Origin of the sequence: Acidovorax sp. HMWF029 (assembly GCF_003060895.1) — a bacterium.
GTDB lineage: Bacteria > Pseudomonadota > Gammaproteobacteria > Burkholderiales > Burkholderiaceae_C > Acidovorax.
On sequence record NZ_QAIH01000059.1, the window covers coordinates 1071 to 4103 of the forward strand.

Annotated in this window: 2 protein-coding genes; one reads left to right on the plus strand and one right to left on the minus strand. The window is 65.4% G+C overall.

Annotated features, from left to right (window positions below; genetic code table 11):
• A partial coding sequence (locus tag DBR12_RS22525) for a DUF1513 domain-containing protein (protein ID WP_233244286.1) occupies positions 1-445 on the plus strand: 445 nt, incomplete at its 5' end.
• 188 nt (positions 446-633) lie between these two features.
• Here DBR12_RS22525 and DBR12_RS03730 read toward each other — a convergent pair.
• On the minus strand, positions 634-3033 hold a 2400-nt coding region (locus DBR12_RS03730), incomplete at its 5' end, for a UvrD-helicase domain-containing protein (protein WP_369861339.1).

The window sequence follows — 3033 nt, forward strand, 5'->3', positions numbered from 1 at the left end:
GAGCCTGCGCCACCTGGCCTGGAGCCCCGACGGCGCCCTGCTGGGCATCGCACTGCAGGCCGAACACGACGACGCCGCAGCCAGGAACGCCGCGCCCGTGCTGGCCCTGTTTGACGGCCACGCGCTGCGCTTGCTGGCGGCGCCAGAACCTGTGGCCCGGAGCCTGCGCGGCTACGGCGGCAGCATGGCCGCCACCCCCACCGGCTGGGCCGTGAGCTGCCCACGCGCCCATGGCATCGCCACGTTTTCATTGCAGGGCGACTGGCAAGGCCTGGTGCCGCTGCCCGACGCATGCCCGCTGGCCGTGCGCAGCGGCGCGCTGTGGGCGGGCGGCCTGGCAAGCAGCCTGCAGAACGCGCAGGCTGCGGCACCGCTGGCGCATCCGCATGGAACAGGGTTGCAAGGCGCGCGGCTGGACAACCACTGGGTGGTGCTGCAAGGCTGAAATTTCGAGGAAAAACAGGCTTCTCCGCGCTATGGATAAGCGCTATTAGCTATCAAAAGAGAAGCAAACAATTCCCATCCAGCAAAACGCCCCGTAGGTCGGTTGAGCGCAGCACAGCGCAACCCGACACCACCGCCACACGCCCCCAGGGGTTGCATCGGTATACGCCCTCGCGGGCTCATTCACCTTCAGTCCACCACCGTCAACTTGGCCACCGACAGCGCCAGCCACTTGGTGCCGTGGCGCGGAAAGTTCACCTGCGCACGCGCGTCGTCGCCCGTGCCCTCGATGGCCAGCACCTTGCCTTCGCCAAACTTGGTGTGGAACACGGCGATGCCCACGCGCAAGCCGTGCGAGGGCGCGGCCTTCTGCAGGGGCACCGGGGGGCTGGCAAAGGTCTCAGATTTCAAGCCAAAACTGCCTCTTCCGCCTGATGCATATGGGTTTGAAGCTCCCATATTAGGAGCATACGAAGCAAATCCCTGCTGCTTGGGCGTGATCCACTTGAGCGCGGCCTCGGGCAGTTCGTCAAAGAAGCGGCTCTTGACGTTGTAGCGCGTCTGGCCGTGCAGCATGCGCGTTTGCGAATGGCTCAGGTACAGGCGCTTGCGCGCGCGGGTGATGGCCACATACATCAGGCGGCGCTCTTCCTCCAGGCCGTCGCGGTCGCTCGACGCGTTGTCGTGCGGGAACAGGCCCTCTTCCATGCCGCCGATGAACACGCCGTCAAACTCCAGGCCCTTGCTGGCGTGCACGGTCATCAGTTGCACCGCGTCCTGCCCGGCCTGGGCCTGGTTGTCGCCCGCCTCCAGCGCGGCGTGGGTAAGAAAGGCGGCCAGCGGCGAGAGGGTTTCGCCCGTGTCCGCATCCACGATGCCGGGCACGGCGGGTTTAAGGGGCTCGTCGAGCACCGGCGCGCTCGGGTCCAACCCTTGGCTCACCGCGCTTTGCGTGAGCGGCGTGCCGTGCTCGTCCAGCGGCAGGGCTACGGCGTCGCGGCCAAAACCCTCCTGCGTGACGAAGCTCTCGGCGGCGTTAACGAGTTCCTGCAAGTTCTCGATGCGGTCGGCGCCTTCTTTTTCGGTGCGAAAGTGCTCGACCAAGCCCGTGGTTTCAAGCACCTGCTCGATGATGCTGCGCAGGTTCTGCCCTTCGGTCTGCTCACGCAGCACATCGACCATGGCGACGAAGGCCTTGAAGTTGGTACCCGCCTTGCCGGGCACGGCGCTCACGGCGTCGTGCAGCGAGCAGCCTGCGCTGCGGGCAGCGTCTTGCAGCACCTCGATGCTACGCGCGCCAATGCCACGCGGCGGAAAATTGACCACGCGGGTGAAGCTGGTGTCATCGTGCGGGTTCTCCAGCAGGCGCAAATACGCCAGCGCGTGCTTGATTTCAGCGCGCTCAAAAAACCGCAGGCCGCCGTACACGCGGTAGGGCACGCTGGCATTGAACAGCGCCGATTCAATCACCCGGCTTTGCGCATTGCTGCGGTAGAGCACGGCGATTTCCTTGCGATCAAACCCGTCGCTGCGCACCAGTTGCTTGATCTCATCGACCATCCACTGCGCCTCGGCCAGGTCGGAGCTGGCCTCGTACACGCGCACGGGCTCGCCCGCGCCCTGCGTGGTGCGCAGGTTCTTGCCCAGGCGGCGGCTGTTGTGGCTGATGAGAGCGTTGGCCGAATCAAGGATGTTGCTGTAGCTGCGGTAGTTTTGCTCGAGCTTGATCTGGCGCTGCACATCGAACTCGCGCACAAAGTCGGTCATGTTGCCCACGCGCGCGCCGCGAAAGGCGTAGATGCTCTGGTCGTCGTCGCCCACGGCAATCACACTGCCGCGCGCCTCGTAGCGCCCGCCCACGTCGTTGCCCGCCAGTTGCTTGAGCCAGGCGTACTGCAGCTTGTTGGTGTCCTGGAACTCATCGACCAGGATGTGCGCAAAGCGGCGCTGGTAGTGCTCGCGGATGGGGTCGTTGTCGCGCAGCAGCTCATAAGAGCGCAGCATCAGCTCGCCAAAGTCCACCACGCCTTCGCGCTGGCATTGCTCTTCGTAGAGCTGGTAGATCTCGACCTTCTTGCGCGCATCGCTGTCGTGGGCCTCCACGTTGGCGGGGCGCAAGCCTTCTTCCTTGCAATTGGCGATGAAGTAAGCGAGCTGCTTGGGCGGAAAGCGCTCGTCGTCCACGTTGTGCTGCTTGCACAAGCGCTTGATGGCCGAGAGCTGGTCTTGCGTGTCCAGAATCTGGAACGTCTGCGCCAGCCCTGCCGCCTTGTGGTGGGCGCGCAGCAGCCGGTTGCACAGGCCGTGGAAGGTGCCAATCCACATGCCGCGCACGTTGACTGGCAGCATGGCAGAGAGGCGGGCCACCATCTCCTTGGCGGCCTTGTTGGTAAACGTCACGGCCAGGATGCCACCAGGGGTAGCGTGGCCGTTTTGCAGCAGCCAGGCAATGCGGGTGGTGAGCACGCGGGTCTTGCCCGAGCCAGCGCCCGCCAGGATGAGCGCATGGCCTGCGGGCAGGGTGACGGCGGCGAGTTGCTCGTCGTTCAGGTTCTGCAGCAGGGGGGACAAAGGCGCGGGGGCCGGGCC